The sequence below is a fragment of the Streptomyces tatrensis genome, from assembly GCF_049310065.1.
Taxonomy (GTDB): domain Bacteria; phylum Actinomycetota; class Actinomycetes; order Streptomycetales; family Streptomycetaceae; genus Streptomyces.
Window position 1 is genome coordinate 4,900,595 of the sequence record NZ_JBMDLB010000011.1, and the last position, 20,357, is coordinate 4,920,951.

Sequence of the window (20,357 nt, forward strand, 5' to 3'; positions counted from 1 at the left end):
CGGGAGCGGACCTCAGTCCTCGGTGATGGTGGGGCCGGCGCTCTGGTCGCGGGCCAGCAGATCCGTTTCCTCGAAGACCAGCAGCGTGCGCGTGGACAGGACCTCCGGGATGGACTGGAGGCGGGTCAGGACCAGCTCGCGCAGGGTGCGGTTGTCCGGGGTGTGGACCAGGAGCAGGACGTCGAAATCGCCGCTGACCAGGGCGATGTGGGCGGCGCCGGGGAGCTCGCGGAGCTGTTCGCGGACCGTCCGCCAGGAGTTCTGGACGATTTTCAGGGTGATGTAGGCGGAAGCGCCCTGACCTGCCCGTTCGTGGTTGACGCGGGCGGTGAACCCCCGGATCACCCCGTCGTCGATGAGGCGGTTGATCCGGGCGTAGGCGTTGGCCCGGGACACGTGCACCTGCTCGGCGACGGAGCGTATCGAGGCGCGGCCGTCCGCCTGGAGCAGCCGCACGATCGACCGGTCGATCGGATCGAGCGGGCGGGGCGGTGCCGCCGGCGCGGGGGATACCGGCGGTACGGGTGCGCCCCCGAGTGCGCCCCCCGCTCCGGAACCGGCTCCGGCCATTTGTTCATCCGTCATCGCCCGATGCCTGCCTCTCCTGGACGTCCTGCACCCATACCAGGGCGTCGGCGCCACTTTGTCCACAGCCTGGCGCCGCCTGTAGCCAAATTGCCCGGACAACCGAACAATCGGTAGGTGAGGCGCCTCACACCCGGGGCCCTTTCTGCCCGCTTCCCACGAGGAGGTGTACGCCGCCATGACGGTCCAAGAGCTGCCCGGTGCTGGTGCGTCCCACCGCTCCACCCCGCCGCCCGCCTGGAGGCCCCGTACGGATGCCGCCCCGCTGCTCCCGGACCCCGAGCCGTACCGCGTGCTGGGCACCCCGGCCGCCGACCGGCTCGACCCCGAGCTGATGCGCCGGTGCTACGCCGAGCTGGTGCGCGGCCGCCGCTACAACGCGCAGGCCACCGCCCTCACCCGGCAGGGCCGTCTGGCCGTATACCCCTCCACCGTCGGCCAGGAGGCGTGCGAGATCGCCGCCGCGATGGTCCTGGAGGAGCAGGACTGGCTCTTCCCGAGCTACCGCGACACCCTCGCGGCCGTGGCGCGCGGACTGGATCCCGTACAGGCGCTGACGCTGCTGCGCGGCGACTGGCACACCGGGTACGACCCGCGCGAGCACCGGATAGCGCCCCTCTCGACGCCGCTGGCCACCCAGCTGCCGCACGCGGTCGGCCTGGCGCACGCCGCCCGGCTGCGCGGTGACGACGTGGTCGCCCTCGCCATGGTCGGCGACGGCGGCACCAGCGAGGGCGATTTCCACGAGGCCATGAACTTCGCCGCCGTCTGGCAGGCGCCGGTCGTCTTCCTCGTGCAGAACAACGGCTTCGCGATATCCGTACCGCTCGCCAAGCAGACCGCCGCCCCGACCCTGGCCCACAAGGCCGTGGGGTACGGGATGCCCGGCCGCCTCGTCGACGGCAACGACATCGCCGCCATGCACGAGGTGCTGTCCGAGGCGGTCCGGCGGGCCCGGTCCGGCGGCGGACCGACCATGATCGAAGCCGTCACGTACCGCATAGAGGCGCACACCAATGCAGACGACGCCACCCGCTACCGCAGCGACGCCGAGGTCGAGGCCTGGAAGGCGCACGACCCGATCGAGCTGCTGGAGCGCGAGCTGACCGCGCGCGGGCTGCTGGACGAGGCGGGCATCAAGGCCGCCAAGGACGCGGCCGAGGAGATGGCGGCGGCGCTCCGCGACGGGATGAACGCGGAGCCCGTGGTCGACCCGATGGACCTCTTCGCATACGTCTACGCGGGCCAGACCGACCGGCTGCGCGAACAGGCGGCCATGCTCCGTGCCGAGCTGGACGCGGCCGAGCAGGAAGAGGGGGACGGATCGTGACCACGGTGGCGGTGAAGCCGGCGACGATGGCGCAGGCCCTGAACCGGGCCATGCGCGACGCCATGGCCGAGGACCCGACCGTCCACATCATGGGCGAGGACGTCGGGGCGCTCGGCGGGGTCTTCCGCATCACGGACGGCCTCGCGAAGGAGTTCGGCGAGGACCGCTGCATGGACACCCCGCTCGCCGAGGCCGGGATCCTCGGCGCGGCCGTCGGCATGGCCATGTACGGGCTGCGGCCGGTCGTGGAGATGCAGTTCGACGCGTTCGCGTACCCGGCCTTCGAGCAGCTGTTCTCGCACGTGGCGAAGATGCGCAACCGCACGCGGGGCGCGATGTCGCTGCCGATCACCATCCGCGTGCCGTACGGCGGCGGGATCGGCGGGGTGGAGCACCACTGCGACTCCTCCGAGGCGTACTACGTGGCCACCCCCGGCCTCACCGTCGTGACCCCGGCGACGGTCGAGGACGCGTACGGACTGCTGCGCGCCTCGATAGCCAGCGACGACCCGGTGATCTTCCTGGAGCCGAAGCGGCTGTACTGGTCCAAGTCCGACTGGGTGCCCGACGCGCCCGCGGCGGTCCCCGGGATCGGCAAGGCGCTCGTCCGGCGCACCGGCACCAGCGCGACGCTGATCACCTACGGACCCTCCCTGCCGGTGTGCCTGGAGGCGGCCGAGGCGGCCCGCGAGGAGGGCTGGGACCTGGAGGTCGTGGACCTGCGCTCGCTGGTCCCCTTCGACGAGGAGACCGTCGTGGCCTCCGTACGCCGGACCGGGCGCGCGGTGGTGGTCCACGAGTCCGGCGGCTTCGGCGGACCGGGCGCGGAGATCGCCGCCCGGGTCACGGAGCGCTGCTTCCACCACCTGGAAGCGCCCGTGCTGCGCGTCACCGGCTTCGACATCCCCTATCCGCCGCCGATGCTGGAGAAGCACCACCTGCCCGGCGTGGACCGGATCCTGGACACCGTGGGTCGTCTGCAGTGGGAGAACTGATGCCGCAGGTCATGGAGTTCAAGCTGCCGGACCTGGGAGAAGGGCTCACCGAGGCGGAGATCGTCCGCTGGCTGGTGGCCGTCGGTGACGTCGTCGCCATCGACCAGCCCGTCGTCGAGGTCGAGACGGCCAAGGCGATGGTGGAGGTGCCCTGCCCGTACGGGGGCGTGGTCACCGCCCGCTTCGGCGAGGAGGGGACCGAACTGCCCGTCGGCGCCCCGCTGATCATGGTGGCCGTGGGTGCGGCGTGCGTGCCGGCCGATGCCGTCGCCCCCGGAGGGGCTTCGGACTCCGTGAACGCGCCCCGGCCCTTGATCGGGTACGGCTCGGACCATTCACGTCCGGCGCGTCGGAGGCGGGTGCGACCCGGCTCCGCCGCGCCGGGGGCGGCTCCCGCGGGTCCGGTTCCGGTTCCGGCCGGGGTCACGGCTGCCGCGGCGCCGGCGGTCACGGGACCTGCCGTCACGGCACCGGCGGCCATCGCACCGGCCGTCGTCGCCGGACCCGTGCCCGTGATCTCGCCGCTGGTGCGCAAGCTGGCCCGGGACCACGGGGTGGACCTGCGCGCTCTGCGCGGCTCGGGCCCCGACGGCCTGATCCTGCGCGCGGACGTCGAGAAGGCGCTGCGCGCACCGGAGCAGGTACCGGCCGTCGCGGCCCCCGTCGCCGCCTCCACGGCGCCGGAGGGCGCCACGCGGATCCCTCTCAAGGGGGTGCGCGGGGCGGTCGCGGACAAGCTGTCGCGCAGCCGGCGCGAGATCCCGGACGCCACCTGCTGGGTCGACGCGGACGCCACCGAGCTGATGGCGACCCGGGCGGCGATGAATGCCGCGGGCGGCCCCAAGATCTCGGTGCTGGCACTGCTCGCCCGCATCTGCACGGCGGCGCTGGCCCGCCACCCGGAGCTCAACTCCACGGTGGACCTGGCGGCGAACGAGATCGTCCGGCTGCCGGCCGTGCACCTGGGCTTCGCCGCGCAGACGGAGCGGGGGCTGATGGTCCCGGTGGTCCGGGACGCGCAGACGCGCAGCGCGGAGTCGCTGTCGGCCGAGTTCGCCCGGCTCACGGAGCTGGCCCGGGCCGGGAAGCTGGCCCCGGCCGATCTGACCGGCGGCACCTTCACCCTGAACAACTACGGGGTGTTCGGGGTCGACGGCTCCACGCCGATCATCAACCACCCCGAGGCGGCGATGCTCGGTGTGGGCCGGATCATTCCGAAGCCGTGGGTGCATCAGGGGGAGCTGGCGGTCCGGCAGGTCGTTCAGCTGTCGCTGACGTTCGATCACCGGGTGTGTGACGGTGGCACGGCGGGCGGCTTCCTGCGGTACGTCGCCGACTGCGTCGAGTCGCCCTCGGTGCTGCTGCGCAGCCTGTAGCTCCGCTGGTGGGGCGGGTGCGGGTGGTCTGCCCTGCGGGGCGGAGTCCCCTACCCGCCCTTCCACCGTTCCCCGGGCGCTGCCCGGACCCGGTCCTCAAACGCCGGACGGGCTGAAAGATCACGGAGCCCCAGGGGGTCCGGGCGCAGCCCGGGGAACGGGCGAAGGGCGGGGAGGGGACTTCGCCCCGCGCAGCGGCGAGGGGTGCTGCGGGGACTTCGCCCGCGCAGCGGCGCCCGGCACCTCGGTCAGGTCATGTGGTCAGGAGCAGTTTGCCCACGTGGGCGCTGGATTCCAGGACGCGGTGGGCCTCGGCTGCGTCCCGCATGGGGTACGTCGCGTGGACCACCGGGTGGATGCGGCCCGCTGCGATCAGGGGCCACACGTGTTCCCGTACGGCCGCGACGATCGCCGCCTTCTCCTCCAGGGGCCGTGCCCGGAGGGTGGTGGCGGTGATGGCCGCGCGCTTCGCCAGCAGGGCGGCCAGGTTCAGCTCCGCCTTGACCCCGCCCTGGAGTCCGATGATCGCGAGGCGGCCGTTGACGGCCAGCGCGTCCACGTTCCGGGTCAGGTACTTCGCGCCCATGATGTCCAGGATCACATCGGCCCCCGCGCCGTCCGTGGCCGCCCGGATCTCCTCCACGAAGTCCTGCTCGCGGTAGTCGATCAGGATGTCGGCGCCCAGCTCGGCGCAGCGCGCCAGCTTCTCCTTGCCGCCCGCGGTGACCGCGACCCGCGCGCCCACGGCCTTCGCGAGCTGGATCGCCATCGTCCCGATGCCGCTCGATCCGCCGTGCACGAGGAGGGTTTCGCCCGGGCGCAGGCCGGCCACCATGAACACGTTCGACCAGACCGTGGAGACGACCTCCGGGAGGGCCGCCGCCGTCACCAGGTCCACTCCCGCCGGTACCGGCAGGAGCTGGCCCGCCGGGACGGCCACCCGCTGCGCGTAGCCGCCGCCGGAGAGCAGCGCGCACACCTCGTCGCCGACCGACCAGCCGGACACCCCGGGCCCGATCGCGGAGATCCGCCCGGAGCACTCCAGGCCGGGATGGGGCGAGGTGCCGGGCGGAGGGTTGTAGAAACCCTGCCGCTGCAGGACGTCGGCGCGGTTCACGGCGCTCGCCGCCACCTCGACGACGACCTCGCCGTCGCCGGCCACCGGGTCGGGTGCCTCGGCCCACACCAGGGCTTCGGGGCCGCCGGGCTCTTCGATGGTGATCGCATACATGGCCCGGAGGCTACCGGTAGGGCCCGCCGGGCGGAGGGCTACTCGGCCGACCCCAGTATCACCGGCGGTGAACTCGGCGGGGTCGCGCGGACGATGGTGATCACACGGTCCGTCAGCTGGAGGGGGCTCGCGTGCGGATCGTCGTACGGGAGCAGGCGGTGGCCCCGCAGGACGCTGACGACCAGGTCGTCGGTGTCCCGGACCGATTTGCCGACCTCCGCGCGGTTGACCGGACGCTCGATCAGATCGAGCCCGCTGCCCTGCTGGATGAGGTCTTCCATCACCGTGCCCGCGCTCGGGCTGAGCACCGAGAGCCCGAGCAGCCGGCCCGCCGCGCTCGCGCTCGTGATGACCGCGTCCGCGCCGGACTGGCGCAGCAGCGGGGCGTTCTCCTCTTCCCGGACGGCCGCCACGATCTTCGCGCCGCGGTTGAGCTGGCGGGCGGTCAGGGTGACCAGGACCGCCGTGTCGTCGCGCTGGGTGGCGATGACGATCTGACGGGCCTTCTGGATCTCGGCCCGCAGCAGGACTTCGGAGCGCGTGGCATCGCCGACGACCCCGGTGAACCCCTCCGCGTTGGCGATGTCGATCACCTTGGCGCTGGGGTCGACGATGACGACCTGCTCCTTGCTGAGGCCGGTGGCCAGCAGGGTCTGGAGGGCGGAGCGGCCCTTCGTACCGAAGCCGACGACGACCGTGTGCTCGCGCAAGTTCTTCCTCCAGCGGCTGAGCCGCCACTCTTCCCTGGTCCGTTCGGTGAGGACTTCCAGGGTGGTGCCGACCAGGATGATCAGGAACAGCACGCGCAGCGGGGTGATCAGCAGGATGTTGACCAGCCGCGCGCTGTCGCTGTACGGGACGATGTCGCCGTAGCCGGTCGTCGACAGGGTGACGGTCGCGTAGTAGACGCAGTCGAGGAAGTCGACCTTGTCGTTGGCGTTGTCGTGGTAGCCGCCGCGGTCGATCCACACGATCAGGACCGTCAGGAACATCACGAACAGCGCCATCAGCAGGCGCCGGGAGACCTGCCGGAGCGGCTTTTCGACGATGCGCTTGGGCAGTTTGATGCGGCGCGAGACGAGTTTCTCGTCGGCGCCGCGTGCCATCGCGTCGGATCCGTGAAGTTTCACGTGAAACATCCCCCTGAGGCCCACGGGAGATCGAGGATCTCCAGCTCCTGTCCGGACCGCGCCCCGTTCGGGGGTACGACGGCCAGCGCGTCCGCGGCTGCCACGCCGCGCAGCATCGCCGGCCCGTTGTAGCGCAACGGTACGGCGTGGTCCTCGGTCAGCAGCACCGGTACGAGACGGGTGTCGTGCGGGTGGCCCGGTACGTCGCCCTCCACCGGCACCACGTACCGGGGGCGCGGACGCCGTCCGGCAAGGGCGCGCAGCAGCGGTTCGGCGAGGGTGAGCAGCCCGGATACGGCGGCCAGCGGGTTGCCGGGCAGGCCCACCAGGTGGCGGCTGTCGGGGCCGTCGCCGAGGCGGGCCAGCAGCATGGGGTGTCCGGGCCGTACGGCGACCCCGTCGACGAGCAGTTCGGCGCCGGCCTTGGCGAGCACGGGGTGGACGTGGTCGACGGGCCCGGAGGCGGTGCCGCCGGTGGTGATGACCACGTCGGCGGCGGAGCCGGTGACGGCCGCCAGCAGTGCTTCGGCGCCCGCCGGGTCGTCGCCGAGCCGCCGGACGGCGATGACCTCGGCGCCGAGCCGGGTCAGCCAGGGGCCCAGCATCGGGCTCAGGGCGTCGCGGATGAGGCCGTCGTGCGGGGGGCCCTCGGTGAGCAGCTCGTCGCCGAGGACCAGGATCTCCACGCGCGGCCGGGGGCGGGTGGTGAGCTCGTCGTACCCGGCGGCCGCGGCGAGGCCGAGGACGGCCGGGGTCACCAGGGAGCCCGCCGGCAGCAACAGGTCGCCGGAGCGGCACTCCTGGCCGCGCGGGCGGATGTCCTGACCGGTGGCGACGGGCCGCTGCGCGTACAGCAGGGTGCCGGCCTCGCGGGAGTGCTCGCTGCGGATCACGGCGGTGGTGTCCGCGGGGATCCGGGCGCCGGTGGCGATCCGTACGGCCTCGCCGTCCGCGAGGGGTGCGGGGCGCTCGCTCCCGGCCAGTGCGGCTGCGCCGGGGCGGATGGTCCAGGGGCCGGGCCCGGCGACGGCCCAGCCGTCCATCGCGGAGGTGTCGAAGGACGGCAGGTCGCCCAGGGCGTCGAGGGGCGCGGCCAGCACCTCGCCGAGGGCGGCCGCCAGCGGGACCCGGTGGGTGCGGCCGCGGACGGCCGAGCCGGCGCGGGTGGCGGTCTCCCGGGCCCGGAGCCAGGTCGCGGCGCGGTGGCCGCCGCCACCACCCGCGGCGCCACTGCCACCGCCGGCGGCGTCGGAACGGGGGGCGCGGCTGACCAGTGCGAGGGCCTGGTCGAGGGCGCGGTCGGCGTCGGTGCCGGGGTCGGCGGTCATCCGGAGCCGGTCGCTTCGGGGCCGGTGGCCTCGGGGCCGGCGGCCTCGCCTTCCGCGGCCCAGCGCAGGGCCAGTTCGGCGGCCTTGCGGGAGGCCTCGGCCACGGCCTGCGCGGGGTCGGCGCCGGCGGCTTCGGCTTGGGCGGCCGCGTAGCCGACGAGGAAGGTCGTCAGCGGGGCGGCGGGCCGGGCGACGCCGTGCGCGGCGTCACGGGCGAGGTCGAGCAGGGTCTTGGTGTCGACGGCCACGTCGATGCCCAGCTCGTTCTTGACGGCGGTGATCCATTGCTCCAGCACGGTTCCATGCTCTCTGATTCGGGCGCGGGCGGCGGCGAGATCGTCCCAGGTGTCGCAGTCGAAGGAGGCGAGTGGCGCAGCCGCGGTGACCGGGGCGAGATCGAGTTCGGCGGTGAGGGCGCGCAGGGGGAGGCCGTTCACCGAGCCGTGTTCGGTGGCCAGCAGGGCGATTTCCCTGCGCAGGGGCTCCGCGCGGTACGCGGCGACCAGGGGCTGGTCGCGGCCGTCCGGGTCCCGGAGCAGGGCTCCCTCCCGGGTGTGGTGCCCGGGCGCGTCGAGGGCTCGGAGCAGGGAGTGGACCGTGTCCCGGTCCAGGAAGGGCAGATCGGCGGAGAGTACGAGGACCAGCGGGGCGGTGGTGTGGCGCAGCCCGGCGTCCAGCGCGGCGAGGGGGCCGCCGCCCGGGGGGTCCTCCCTGGCCCAGTGCACGGGCCGGGACGTCGGCCTGCGGCCGGCCACGACGACGGTGGTGCGGGCGTCTGCGCAGGCGTCCAGGACGCGGTCCAGGAGGGGGCGGCCGCCGACGAGCAGGCCGGGTTTGTCGGCTCCGCCCAGGCGGCTTGCGGTGCCGCCCGCCAGGACGATGGCGTCGTAGGTCATCCCCCGAGTATGGGGGCGGGCGGGGCCGGATGGGCTGTGGCGTTTACCGGGTTCTTAACCGGTCGCCCGGGGCGGGTGTGGCTGCCGGTGCGGTGCAGTCCGCGCAGCGATGCTTGACGGGGCGCGGGGTGAGGTCCCGCGCAGCGACCCGTGCCGCTGCGCGGGGCAAGTCCCCGCAGCAACCCCTCGCCGCTGCGCGGGGCGGAGTCCGCGCAGCCCCTCGCCGCTGCGCGGAGGGAAGTCCCCTACCCGCCCTTCCACCGTTCCCAGGGCTCTGCCCTGACCCGCGCCTCAAACGCCGGCGGGGCTGGATTTGCCCGCGCCTCAAACGCCGGCGGGGCTGGATTTGCCCGGGCCTCGGATGTCGGCGGGGCTGGATGTGGCCGGACCCCGGGCCTTGGACGTCCGCCGGGTCGGGTGTGGTCCGGGCATGGCTGCGGGGCCGCCCTGGGGCGGCCCCGGAGGGGTTGGGCGGGGTGGGGTTAGAGGTACGGGCCCGAGCGGATGGCGCCGTGGGGGCCGTCCTCGTCGTCCTCGTGGGAGGAGCCCGGCGGGAGGGCGCGGCGCATCTGTTCCAGCTGGGCCCGCGCCGCCATCTGCTGCGCGAACAGGGCCGTCTGGATGCCGTGGAACAGGCCTTCCAGCCAGCCCACCAACTGGGCCTGGGCGATGCGCAGTTCCGCTTCGGAGGGGATCGCTTCCTCCGTGAAGGGGAGGGACAGGCGCTCCAGTTCCTCGACCAGCTCGGGAGCCAGGCCGTCTTCCAGCTCCTTCACGGACGCCGCGTGGATGTCCTTCAGACGGACCCGGCTGGCCTCGTCCAGAGGTGCGGCGCGTACCTCTTCCAGGAGTTGCTTGATCATGCTGCCGATCCGCATGACCTTGGCGGGCTGTTCGACCATCTCCGTCACCGGGACCTCGCGCGACTCGTCATCGGCGCCGCCGACCGGCAACCCGTCCTGCCCCACGATCAGGCCGGGCGGGGGGCTGTCCTGCGACCGTTCACTCCTCGGCATCTCCATGCCGTCATTCTCTCGCACACCTTCGTATTCACACGGTGTGCCCCCGCACGGGCGTGATCCACCCTGTGCGGGGGCACCAACTGGGACGGCAGCAGGCGCCGGAGGCGTCAGACCTCGCGGCGGGCCAGGGCTCCGCTCGAACGGGTGACCAGGGCCGCGAGCAGTGCCGCGCCCACCGGGACGACGATCAGCAGCCCGCCCAGCGTGGTCCACGGCACCGCGATCGGGATGTACGGGACGGCCGAGGTGGCCGCCTCGTAGCCGCTCTCGATGCCGTTGCGGACCATGTCGGCCGCGGCCCGCCGTTCGGTGAGCCTGAGCCCGACCGCGGGCAGGAGCCCGGCCACCGAGCCCAGGAGCACGCCCATCAGGGCGACCACCCCGCACTGGAAGCCGCTGAGCGTGCGCCGCACCCGCGGCGGTGCGCCGACCGCCGCCAGGGTCTTCAGGTCGCCCTCGGCGTCCGCCTGGGCCAGGCCGGTGGCGATGCCGGCGGCGCCGATGGTGACCAGGCCCGCGAAGATGGTCAGGACGAGCATGGCCAGGCTGTCGTCGCCCTCGTAGCCCTTCTCGATCCGTACGCTCGTGTCCAGGCCCAGCTTGTCCAGGGACCCGTCCAGGCGCTGGCGCTGCTCGGAGCTCGCGTCCCCGTCGAGGGTGAAGTACGAGCCGAAGGGGACGCTGGCGATGCCGGCGCTCTTCGCGGCCTTGGGCGGCAGGACCAGGGCCAGGCCGTAGCCCTTCACCGACTCGGGTACCTGGTACGCGGCGAAGACCTTGTCCTGGCCGACCGGCAGCTCATCGGGCGCGGAGCCGGGGGCGGGCTCGGCCCGGCCCTTGATCAGCCGGACGGTGACCTTGTCCTCGCGCACGTTCTGCTTCTTGAAGGAGACGGCCTTGCCCGCCTTCAGCGCGGCCGCGGCGCCCGGGTCCTCGACGCCCAGGACGGACATCAGCTTCTCGTCGGCGACGACCAGGGAGTACTGGACGCCGAAGCGGTCGTACTGGCACCGCCAGTCGCTCTGCAGCTCCTTGCGTTCGGCCAGGGAGAAGGATTCCGGTCCGTCCACGGCCGAGTAGAGGGGGCAGCGCTGCTCCTTCGGGATGACGATCTCGGCCTGCCCGCACTCCGGGTCGTCCCCGTACGGGGCGCAGCCCGGCTTGCCGACGGCGAGGCGGTCCACGTCGGCCCGTACGGCCAACGGGAGTTCCTTCGTCAGGGTCTCGCGCATCGCGGGCACGTCCCGGAACGCGGAGTAGTCGTTGGTCTCGATCAGACCGGCGTCGTACGGGAGCTGGGCGACGTACTCGTGCCGCGCCTGGATCTCCCTGCTGTGCTGGTACGTGGCCACGGCGACGGTGCCGGCGACGGCGGCCAGTACGGCGGCCACGGCGGGCGCCGTACGCCCCCGGTTGCGGACGGCGTCGCGCAGCGCGAGGCGGGGCGACAGCGGCAGCCACCGGCCGGCCCGGCCGAACAGGCCGACCAGGGTGGGGGTGAGGGCGACGATGCCGAGCTCGGCGATGGCGCTGCCGCCGGCGACGACGGTGGAGCCCATCTCGGAGACGGAGCCGAACAGGGCGATGGCGGCGCCGCCCGCGATGGCGATCAGGCCGATGACGGGCAGCACCCGGTTGGCCCGGCGCACGCCGCGGCGGCCGGTGAGGGAGGCCAGCACGGTCTGCCGGGAGGCGTTGACGGCGGGGACGATGGCCGCGAGGAGCCCGGTCAGGACGGCGAGCAGGCCGATGCCGAGGAGCTCCAGCGGGCGGACGTCGAAGCTGCCGAACCGCTGGCCGATCGTTTCCTCCAGCACCGGGCGGAGCCCGACCGTGAGGGCGATGCCGAGGGCGGTGCCGACGACGGCCGCCGCGGCGCCGATGACGAGGCCGCCGGAGAGCACGATGGCCCGGATGTGCCGCCGGTCACCGCCGTTGGCGCCGACGAGGCCGAGCTGGCGGCGCGAGCGCCGGGCCCCCACCGCGAAGGCGGGTCCGGCCAGCAGGCAGATCTCCAGCATGGCGAGGCCGACGACGGTGGAGACGATGGCGAGTTCGGTGGCTCCGATGGTGGCGCCGGGCTGCCACTGGTCCTTGGGCTGCTGGGCGTAGAGCGGTACTTCGGAGTCGGCCGGCGGGTCGAGCAGCACGACGCGCGATTCGACGAGGAGGTGCTGCTTGGCGTTGGCCTCCTTGACCATGTTCCACGTGAAACCTTCGCCGCCGACCTTCACCAGGTACTCGTCCTGGGGGTCCAGCCCCGTGCCGCCGGCGGCCTTGCGGTCCCGGTCGAGCGGGGCCAGCAGGGTGCCGGGCAGGGCCAGGAGCTGTGAGTTGTGCAGGCTGTCGGGCAGCTCGTAGACGCCGACGATCTTGTACGAGCTCTTCGACTCGCGCGGGGTCACGCTGGAGCCGAGGAAGTAACCGGACTCCTCGAGGAAGGCGCCGGTGGCGAGGACCTCGCCGGGAGCCTTCGGCAGCCGGCCGCGCTCCAGCGTCCACAGGCCCTTGACCAGCGGGCTCGCCGGGTCGATCTCGCGGAGCTCGGCGTGCATGATCCCGTGCCGGGTACGGACCTTGGCATGGGACTTGCTGTCCTTGACGGACTGCGCTCCGGCCGGGAACTGCGGCGCGGTGGCGGCCTTGTCCGGGCGGTCCGTGCTCGGTTGGTACTTGTCGAAGCCGCCGACCGGCGCGTAGTTCTGCGCGTCGGGGCTCTGGTAGAGGGCCGCGTCCATGTGGGGCGAGGTCACCTTGGCGTCGGCCGTGCCGAGCACCCGCCCGACGCGCTGCTCGGCGGAGAGCTCCGAGCTGCGCACGGTGACGTCGACGGCGCTCACGCCGACGATCGGCAGGGCGATCATGGCCAGGACGAGGGCACTGCGGCCCTTGGAGCGCCAGGCGTCGCGGCGGGCTATCCGGATCGCCGCGATCCAGGAGTGGTACGAGGAGATCACTGAGCGGCCGCCTGCCCGGAGAGCAGGGAGTCGGCCTTGCTGCGCAGGGTCTCGTCGACGACGCTGCCGTCGCGCAGGAACACCACGCGGTCGGCCCACGCGGCGAAGCGCGGCTCGTGGGTGACCAGGATCCCGGCCGCGCCGGCGTCGCAGCGCGAGCGCAGCAGGGCGAGTACGGATTCCCCGGTCTCGGAGTCCAGGGCGCCGGTCGGCTCGTCGGCGAGGACGAGGCGGCGGTCGCCGACCAGGGCGCGGGCGATGGCCACGCGCTGCTGCTGGCCACCGGACATCTCGTCGGGGAAGCGGTCGGCGAGCTGCCCGAGGTTCATCTCCTCCAGGGCCGTCAGCGCGGAGACGCGGGCCTTGCGGGCGGAGACCCCGTCGAGTTCGAGGGGCAGGGCGACGTTCTCCGCGGCGGTGAGCGCCGGGATCAGGTTGTAGTCCTGGAAGACGTACCCGATGCTGCGGCGGCGCAGGGCGGCCAGCTGCTTTCGGCTCGCGGTGGTGATGTCGGTGCCCTCGACGATCACCTTGCCGCTGCTCGGGGTGTCGAGTCCGCCGGCGAGCGTCAGCAGCGTGGACTTGCCGGACCCGGAGGGGCCCATGACGGCGACGAGTTCGCCGGGGTACACGGAGAGGTCGATCCCGCGCAGGGCGTGCACCTCGGTGGCGCCGCTGCCGTGGATGCGGACGAGCTGGTCCAGCTGCAATACGGGCTGGTCGGGCATGAAGGGTTCCCCCCTGGGACGTGGAGCGGTGGTTCAGACCCGCCGCGTACGGGCGGTACGGGAAAGAGACCGGTCGGTGGTCGTGGGTGTGGTCGGGACGGTGGTGGCCTCGGCGGCCGTGGGGGCCCCGTGGCCCTCGGGCGGTTCGGCCTCGGCCGGCGCGCGCTCCCCGCGCGCGGACAGCCGTACGAGCCGGGACTCGCAGTGGTCGAGCCAGCGGGCCTCGGCCTCGGTCTGGAAGATCAGCTGTTCCAGGACCAGCAGCCAGGCGATGTCGTCGCGCTCGCTGCCGCGCCCGTTCTCGATGGCGGCGAGTGCCTGGGCCTTGAGCCGGGTGTAGTCCTGCATGGCCTGGACGGTGGCGTGCCGCTGGGCCTGGATGACGGCGCGGATGTCCACGCCGGGTGCGCCGACGGCCATGGCGAGTTTGATGGCGAGCTCGTCCCGGGGCGGGTTGGCCCGGTCGACGGGACGCTCGTACCACTCGCGCAGTTCGTGGCGGCCGGTCTCGGTGATGGCGTACAAGGTGTGCCCGGCGGTGTCCTCGCCGCCGGGGGCGACGAGGCCGTCGCGCTCCAGCCGGGCGAGCGTGGTGTAGACCTGCCCGACGTTGAGCGGCCAGGTGGAACCGGTGCGGGACTCGAATTCGGTGCGCAGCTGGGAGCCGTACCGGGGGCCCCGTTCCAGCAGGGCGAGAAGGCCGTGGCGGATCGACATACTCAGTATGTATACCGAGTATGCACCTCGCCGCAACCATCCTGGGGCCTACGTCCTGAGGGGGACCCGGGGGTCGGGCCGGGCGTGGGACCGGGGCGGACCCGGGTGGGGCAGGGGGGCTACATGCCCCGGCGCAGCCGCATTCCCATGAATCCGAGGCCCAGTCCCATCAGGGTGAATCCCGTTCCGAGCGGCAGTATGTGCGCGGCCAGGTCGGCGGCCCGCTCGTTCGGCTCGGTGCCGAGCGCGCCGACCAGCGGGGGTTCCGAGGGGGCCGCGGGAACCGCCGGGAGCTGCTCGGTGCGCGGGTGCGCCGGGACGGGGCGCGCGGCGAGCACGGTCTCGGGATTGGCGGGCTCGCCCACCGGCCGCCCGGGCCGCTCCCGCCCGGCACCGGCGGAGCTCCCGGCGAGGTCCTCGAAGGCCCGGTCCGCGGTGTCGGCCACGGGCGCGGGGGCGGCGACCGAACCGGCGGCGGAAGCGGGACCGGAACCGGGGGCGAAGGCGTGAGCCGAGGCGAACGGGAGGGCGGGTGAGAAGGCCCGGCCGAAGACCGGGGCCGGCGCGGACGCCGCGGCGTGCGCGGGCGTCGTGATCAGCAGCGTGGCGGTCGCCAACGCTGCCCCGGCGGTCCAGCGCAGCGCGCGGGCGTAGGTCACGGACTCAGATTTACATAAAGGGACAAAAGCGGCATCCCGGACGGGCCGTACGGGATGCAGGCTCGCTCAGAAGATCGGATTCTTCACGGATGCGGACCCGCACAGGCTCCGGTAGCCGGAGTCGTTGAACGCCGCCGCCTCTACGCCGACCCGGTTGATCCCGCGCTCGTCCTGGAGGGTGGTCTCCCAGGTCTGGCTCTTGCCGGGGCGGCGCGGTGCATCAGGACTCCCGGAGGTGCGGCGGGTGTGACCTGCGCGTATGTATCAGAGCCGGTGCCCGGCGGGCGAACCCCGATTCACTCCTGAGTGGCGCACCTCAGCGTCGGATCACTCCGGGTCGCCCGTCGAGATCCACAGGGTGAAGGTGGTGTCGTTCGGGTCGATCGCATCGCCGCCGGCGGGCGTCTGCTCCACGATGGTTCCCTCGCCGTAGACCGCCTCGTCCTTGGGCTTCGGGTCGTACTTCCAGCCGCCGGCCCGGATGCAGGCCTTCACCGAGATCTCGTTCATGTACCGGAAGTCCGGCGCGACCACCTTGCCGACCTTGGTGTTGTCCCTCTCGGGCTCCTTGCACTTGGACTCGTCGATCGTCCGCGAGAGGTCCGGCCCCTTGTGCCCGGCCTTCGCCGGGGCGGACGCCGAAGAGGAGGAGCCCGGGTCCGTCGGCCCGGCCTTGTCCTTGTCGTCGCCGCCCAGGTCCAGCGCGGCGATCAGCCCGCCGATGGCCACCAGCGCCACCACGACGGCCCCCACCAGGACGGGGGTGTTCTTCTTCTTGCCGGAGATCGCGGCCGGACCCTGCCCGCTCTGCCCGCCCTGCGGCGACATCGTGTACGGCGGCGGGGTCGGCGCCCCGTACGGCGCGGGGGTCGGCGCCTGCTGGTGCAGTGGCTGCTGCTGCGGGTATCCGTACGCCCCGGACTGCGGACCGGGCTGCGGCGTCGGCGCGTACGCGGACGGCACCGGGGTGTGCGGCGCCTGGTACGGCTGCTGCACCGAGTGCGGCGGCGCCTGCAGGGCGGAGTCCACCGGCGGGAACACGGCCGAGCCGAGCCCGGCGCCGCTGTTCGTCGGGTGCGCGCCCGGGACGATGACCGGGGCCCCGGTGTGCCCGGCGCCCGCCACCCGCGCGACCTCGTCGAGCATGGCGGCGGCGGTGGGGAAACGCTCGTTCGGGTTCTTCTTCAGGGCCCGCGCCACCAGCGCGTCCATCGCCGGGGTGACCGAGCGGTTGATGGAGGAGGGCGCGACCGGCTCCTCCTGGACGTGCGCGTACGCCATGCCCAGGGCCGAGTCGGCGACGAAGGGGACCCGCCCGGTCAGCAGCTCGAAGAGCATGATGCCCACCGAGTACAGGTCGGAGCGGGCGTCCACGGCCCGCCCGAGCGCCTGCTCGGGGGAGAGGTACTGCGGGGTGCCGACGACCATGCCGGTCTGCGTCATCGAGGTGACCCCCGACTGCATGGCCCGCGCGATGCCGAAGTCCATGACCTTGACCACTCCGCGCCGCGTCATCATGACGTTGCCCGGCTTGATGTCGCGGTGGACCAGCCCCATCTCGTGGCTGCTCTCCAGAGCGGCCAGCACGTCGGCCGTCACCTTCAGCGCCTTGTCGGCCGGCATGGCCCCGTACTGCCTGATGTCGCCGTCCAGGACGGAGCCGAGCGGCTGCCCCTCGACGTACTCCATGACGATGTACGGCATGACCGCGCCGTCGGCCACCGCGGGGTTCGCGAAGGAGACGACGCCCTCACCGGTGTCGAATACCGAGACGATGTTGGTGTGCGACAGTTTCGCTACAGCCTGGGCCTCGCGGCGGAAGCGTTCGCGGAAGGACTGCTCGCGCCCGAGCTCGCTGTGCAGGGTCTTGATGGCGACCTGGCGGTCGAGCGCCGAGTCGTAGGCGAGATAAACGGAGGCCATGCCTCCCTCGCCGAGCAAGTCCCTTAGCTGGTAACGGCCACCGGCCAGAGAGCCGCCCGCGTACTGGCCCTGAGTGCCGTCCTGGCTCATGACTGTTGCTTCCCCTCGGGTGTGTCCCTACGCCTCTGGCTGAGCGCATGTCGGCCTCAGTCTGCCGGAGGGCAAGCACACGTCAAGCCAGGTTCCCGTTCCGTGACCACAAGGCCACAGGGGGTCCACAGGCGGCCGGTGTCGTCGGCCGAGGGCGTCCTCACCCGAACAACGACCGGTTCTGAGGCTGTAGCGTTCGTCGGAGCACACGATGAGGACCTACCGCACGAGCGGCGGCCGAGACAGACGACGGTGAGGACTGATGGCACCCGAACCCGAGGGAAGCGGCGCCGGGATGGCAGAGGGTCCTGAGCACTGGGGCGCGGGCGGCCTGGTGGGAGACGGCCGTTACCGGCTGACCCACCGTCTGGGCCGCGGCGGCATGGCCGAGGTCTTCGCGGCCGAGGACGTCCGGCTGGGCCGGACCGTCGCCGTCAAACTGCTGCGCCCCGACCTGGCCGAGGACCCGGTGTCCAAGGCCCGCTTCACGCGCGAGGCCCAGTCGGTCGCCGGCCTCAACCACCATGCCGTGGTCGCCGTGTACGACTCGGGCGAGGACCGGGTCGGCCCGAACGTCGTCCCCTACATCGTCATGGAACTGGTCGAGGGCCGCACCATCCGCGACCTGCTGATCAGCGCCGAGGCCCCGGGCCCCGACCAGGCGCTGATCATCACCTCCGGCGTGCTCGAAGCGCTCGCGTACTCGCACCAGCACGGCATCGTGCACCGGGACATCAAGCCCGCCAACGTGATCATCACGGACACCGGCGCGGTCAAGGTGATGGACTTCGGCATCGCGCGCGCCCTGCACGGCGCGCAGTCGACGATGACCCAGACCGGCATGGTCATGGGCACCCCGCAGTACCTCTCGCCCGAACAGGCCCTCGGCAAGGCCGTGGACCACCGCTCCGACCTGTACGCGACGGGCTGCCTGCTCTACGAACTCCTCTCGCTGCGGCCCCCGTTCACCGGGGAGACCCCGCTGTCGGTGGTCTACCAGCACGTGCAGGACGCGCCGATCCCGCCTTCGCAGCTGCCGGAGGGCGGCAACATCCCGCAGGAGCTCGACGGGCTCGTCATGCGCTCCCTCGCCAAGGACCCGGACGACCGGTTCCAGAGCGCCGAGGAGATGCGCGGGCTGGTCCAGTACGCCCTGCAGATGCTGCACGACCAGGGGCCCAACACCGGTACCTGGAACACCGGCCCGGTCACCATGGCGCTGCCGCACGGGCGCGGCCCGGCGCAGACCACGGCGATGGCGGCGCCCGGCCAGGGCCAGCCCCCGTACGGCTCGCACTCCAACACCTCGCAGTTCCAGCAGCCGATGGTGCCGCCGCTGAACCCGGACGACGGCTCCGCCTACCCCGGCGGGGGCGGCAACGGTCACGGCGGGAACGGCGGGTACAACGGCTCCGGCGGGTACGACGACCGCTCCGGCGGCGGCAAGTGGAAGATGTGGCTGTTCGCGGTCCTCGCCGTCCTCGCGGTCGCGGGCGGCGTGGCGTACGCGGTCGACAACTTCGGCGGCAAGAAGGACCCCGGCACGGGCGGGACCCCGTCGTCGAGTTCCGTGTCCTCCCCGGCGGGCACGACGCAGGACACCCCGGCGCCGGAGACCTCGACGTCGAAGTCGGCGCCGGAGAGCTCGTACACGCCGGGCCCGAGCCGCAGCAAGTCCTCCACGCCGAGCTACTCGTACTCGCCGTCGTACTCCCCGTCGTCGACGCCCACGCCGACGCCGACCCCGACGCCCACTCCGACCCCGACGCCCACGCCGAGCCCGTCGAAGCCGACGGAGCCGACGCCGTCCCCGTCGAAGACCCCCGACGGCGACGCGAACCCGGTCGACGGAGAGTAGTTGCACGAGGCATGAGAACGGCCCGGCGGCCATGTCGATGACATGGCCGCCGGGCCGTTCCCGCGTCGGGACCAAAGTCCCGCGCGGTGGTGCTCAGAGCGTGCTCAGAGCGCGTGCTGGTACTGCCGGTCCAGGTTGCCCGCGAGGGTGTGGACGGTGACGAGGTGCGGCTCGATCCGCATGTAGACGGGGTCGAAGACCGCGCCGTCCACGAAGTGCGGACCGGGGCCGAACAGCTCCAGTTCGGCGGTGGTGGGTTCGACGAGGTTCGCGGTGCCGGTGAACTGCACCGACCACAGCTGGGACTCGCCGGAATTGAAGTTGTCGGCTCCGTACGAGACCACACTGCCGTTGCAGGCGTGGTGATATCCGAAACCGGCGTGCATTCTCAGGACGACCTTGCCGTTCACCACGATGTGGCGCGCGACGGCGAGGAAGGGCAGCGCGCGCATGCTGGTGGCGGCTCGGCCGTACGGCACGCGGCGCAGCAGTTCGATGGCGTGGAGTTCCTCTGGGGACATGTCATCCACTGTCGGGTACCGACACCCTGCCGGAAAAGAGGAGCCCGCCCCGCACATCGGGGACGTTGGTCCCGAATTAAACAGCGCGCCCCGTGGAATCGTGCGACCACGGGGCGTAACGCTGTGTAGCGAATGCGGGGATGCCGGCCGGGGCTAGCGGCCCTTCTCGGCCTGCAGGCGGGCGACGTACGCCGCGGCCTGGGACCGGCGCTCCATGCCGAGCTTGGACAGCAGGCTGGAGACGTAGTTCTTGATCGTCTTCTCGGCCAGGTGCAGCCGCTCGCCGATCACGCGGTTCGTCAGGCCCTCGCCGATCAGGTCGAGGATCTTGCGTTCCTGCTCGGTGAGGTTCGACAGGCGGTCGTCGCCCTTGCCGTTCTTGCCCTCGCGCAGCCGCTCCAGCACCCGGGCCGTGGCGACGGGGTCCAGCAGGGACTTGCCGGCCGCCACGTCACGCACCGCGTTGAGCAGCTCGTTCCCGCGGATGGCCTTGAGCACGTAGCCCGAGGCGCCCGCCATGATCGCGTCGAACAGCGCTTCGTCGTCGGCGAACGAGGTGAGCATCAGGCACTTGATGTCCTCGTTCTGGGAGCGCACCTCGCGGCACACCTCCACGCCGCTGCCGTCGGGCAGCCGGACGTCGAGAACGGCCACGTCGGGGCGGGTGGCGGGGATCCGGACCAGCGCGTCGGCGGCCGTACCGGCCTCACCCACGACCTCGATGTCCGATTCCATCGACAACAGCTCGTGAACACCCCTACGCACCACTTCGTGGTCGTCCAGGAGGAATACCTTGATTTTTCCGTTTTCGCGCACGAACTCAGTTTCACACACTCACCCCTTCCCTGCCGGAGACGAGCGGGATAACGTGCCGTTGTTCCGGCCCCCTGCAAGGCTGTGACCAGTGGTTGTTCCCGGTTCCGCCGATTTACTTGGAAATCCAAGCAAAATCGCAGGTCAAACGGGGTTTCGCAGTTATGCGACGCACTGGGTAACGTGCATTGCGCAGGG

Annotated in this window: 17 protein-coding genes; 4 read left to right on the forward strand and 13 right to left on the reverse strand. The window is 72.5% G+C overall.

Going from position 1 to position 20,357, the window contains the following annotated elements:
- Positions 1-12 precede the first annotated feature (12 nt).
- Positions 13-585: an Lrp/AsnC family transcriptional regulator gene (locus tag ACODT5_RS38165; protein WP_422523587.1), complete on the reverse strand. Its 573-nt coding sequence runs from the start codon at positions 583-585 to the stop codon at positions 13-15.
- A gap of 178 nt (positions 586-763) precedes the next feature.
- On the opposite strand from ACODT5_RS38165, the gene pdhA reads away from it, so the two are divergent.
- Genes pdhA through ACODT5_RS38180 form a run of 3 tightly spaced genes read left to right on the forward strand, consistent with a single transcriptional unit; the run spans position 764 to position 4,286 of the window.
- The gene (gene pdhA / locus ACODT5_RS38170) at positions 764-1,915 is read left to right on the forward strand and encodes a pyruvate dehydrogenase (acetyl-transferring) E1 component subunit alpha (RefSeq protein WP_422523588.1); all 1,152 of its coding nucleotides are present in this window, start codon (positions 764-766) and stop codon (positions 1,913-1,915) included.
- On the forward strand, positions 1,912-2,910 hold the full coding sequence (locus ACODT5_RS38175; protein ID WP_422523589.1) for an alpha-ketoacid dehydrogenase subunit beta: 999 nt from the start codon (positions 1,912-1,914) through the stop codon (positions 2,908-2,910). Before pdhA ends, ACODT5_RS38175 begins: the two co-directional genes overlap by 4 nt.
- The gene (locus ACODT5_RS38180) at positions 2,910-4,286 is read left to right on the forward strand and encodes a dihydrolipoamide acetyltransferase family protein (RefSeq protein WP_422523590.1); all 1,377 of its coding nucleotides are present in this window, start codon (positions 2,910-2,912) and stop codon (positions 4,284-4,286) included. The genes ACODT5_RS38175 and ACODT5_RS38180 overlap by 1 nt, the downstream gene beginning before the upstream one ends.
- A 253-nt stretch (positions 4,287-4,539) precedes the next feature.
- Here the strand turns inward: ACODT5_RS38180 and ACODT5_RS38185 are convergent, their stop codons facing one another.
- From ACODT5_RS38185 to ACODT5_RS38230, 10 genes are all read right to left on the reverse strand, one after another.
- Positions 4,540-5,517: an NAD(P)H-quinone oxidoreductase gene (locus ACODT5_RS38185; RefSeq protein WP_422523591.1), complete on the reverse strand. Its 978-nt coding sequence runs from the start codon at positions 5,515-5,517 to the stop codon at positions 4,540-4,542.
- A 38-nt stretch (positions 5,518-5,555) separates the two neighbouring features.
- On the reverse strand, positions 5,556-6,656 hold the full coding sequence (locus ACODT5_RS38190) for a potassium channel family protein (protein ID WP_422523592.1): 1,101 nt from the start codon (positions 6,654-6,656) through the stop codon (positions 5,556-5,558).
- Positions 6,644-7,975, reverse strand: a complete 1,332-nt coding sequence (locus ACODT5_RS38195; RefSeq protein WP_422523593.1) for a molybdopterin molybdotransferase MoeA — start codon at positions 7,973-7,975, stop codon at positions 6,644-6,646. The genes ACODT5_RS38190 and ACODT5_RS38195 overlap by 13 nt, the downstream gene beginning before the upstream one ends.
- Positions 7,972-8,871, reverse strand: a complete 900-nt coding sequence (locus tag ACODT5_RS38200; protein WP_422523594.1) for an NTP transferase domain-containing protein — start codon at positions 8,869-8,871, stop codon at positions 7,972-7,974. Before ACODT5_RS38200 ends, ACODT5_RS38195 begins: the two co-directional genes overlap by 4 nt.
- A gap of 482 nt (positions 8,872-9,353) precedes the next feature.
- On the reverse strand, positions 9,354-9,893 hold the full coding sequence (locus ACODT5_RS38205; protein ID WP_356506752.1) for a bacterial proteasome activator family protein: 540 nt from the start codon (positions 9,891-9,893) through the stop codon (positions 9,354-9,356).
- Between the two features lie 107 nt (positions 9,894-10,000).
- Entirely contained in the window at positions 10,001-12,850 is a 2,850-nt protein-coding gene (locus ACODT5_RS38210) for an FtsX-like permease family protein (protein ID WP_422523595.1), read from the reverse strand.
- Positions 12,847-13,578 carry an ABC transporter ATP-binding protein gene (locus ACODT5_RS38215; protein ID WP_422523596.1) on the reverse strand — a complete coding sequence of 244 codons (732 nt, stop codon included), beginning with the start codon at positions 13,576-13,578 and terminating at the stop codon, positions 12,847-12,849. Before ACODT5_RS38215 ends, ACODT5_RS38210 begins: the two co-directional genes overlap by 4 nt.
- 33 nt (positions 13,579-13,611) lie before the next feature.
- The gene (locus ACODT5_RS38220; RefSeq protein ID WP_422523597.1) at positions 13,612-14,295 is read right to left on the reverse strand and encodes a PadR family transcriptional regulator; all 684 of its coding nucleotides are present in this window, start codon (positions 14,293-14,295) and stop codon (positions 13,612-13,614) included.
- A 119-nt stretch (positions 14,296-14,414) separates the two neighbouring features.
- Complete coding sequence (locus tag ACODT5_RS38225) at positions 14,415-14,954, reverse strand: hypothetical protein (RefSeq protein ID WP_422523598.1); 540 nt, start codon at positions 14,952-14,954, stop codon at positions 14,415-14,417.
- 327 nt (positions 14,955-15,281) lie between these two features.
- Positions 15,282-16,967, reverse strand: coding sequence for a Stk1 family PASTA domain-containing Ser/Thr kinase (locus tag ACODT5_RS38230; protein ID WP_422523599.1), 1,686 nt, complete (start codon positions 16,965-16,967; stop codon positions 15,282-15,284).
- 295 nt (positions 16,968-17,262) lie between these two features.
- Here ACODT5_RS38230 and ACODT5_RS38235 point away from each other — a divergent pair, with 295 nt between their 5' ends.
- On the forward strand, positions 17,263-18,825 hold the full coding sequence (locus ACODT5_RS38235) for a protein kinase domain-containing protein (RefSeq protein WP_422523600.1): 1,563 nt from the start codon (positions 17,263-17,265) through the stop codon (positions 18,823-18,825).
- A gap of 104 nt (positions 18,826-18,929) precedes the next feature.
- On the opposite strand, the gene ACODT5_RS38240 is transcribed toward ACODT5_RS38235, so the two are convergent.
- Both ACODT5_RS38240 and ACODT5_RS38245 read right to left on the reverse strand, forming a co-directional pair.
- On the reverse strand, positions 18,930-19,346 hold the full coding sequence (locus ACODT5_RS38240; protein WP_327253906.1) for a pyridoxamine 5'-phosphate oxidase family protein: 417 nt from the start codon (positions 19,344-19,346) through the stop codon (positions 18,930-18,932).
- 153 nt (positions 19,347-19,499) lie between these two features.
- Positions 19,500-20,162, reverse strand: coding sequence for a response regulator (locus tag ACODT5_RS38245; RefSeq protein ID WP_422523601.1), 663 nt, complete (start codon positions 20,160-20,162; stop codon positions 19,500-19,502).
- Positions 20,163-20,357: the final 195 nt, after the last annotated feature.